Annotated in this window: 1 protein-coding gene; it reads right to left on the reverse strand. The window is 39.5% G+C overall.

The features are described from left to right. Nucleotides 1-130 precede the first annotated feature (130 nt). Nucleotides 131-248, reverse strand: a 118-nt coding sequence (locus H6A07_RS10535) for a hypothetical protein (protein WP_204814755.1), incomplete at its 5' end; no start/stop codon positions are given.

Consider the following 248-nt stretch of genomic DNA (forward strand, 5'->3'; position numbering starts at 1 on the left):
ATATTAAAGGATTAAACAGACAAAACAAACCGTCACTCCGAGTCAAGCACGAAATGACGGTTTGCCTTGTTGATTTAGATTGGAATAATGACATCCGGCATTATGAGGATATCCATAAAATATAAAAAACTTACATCATCTCCTCGACAACCTTCATTATCTGTTTGCCGAGCGCATCGGCCTCTTCCATCGTTTTAGCCTCGCTATATACACGGATAATAGGTTCGGTGTTTGACTTACGAAGATGA

The organism is Olsenella uli (assembly GCF_016899935.1).
GTDB lineage: Bacteria > Actinomycetota > Coriobacteriia > Coriobacteriales > Atopobiaceae > Thermophilibacter > Thermophilibacter uli_B.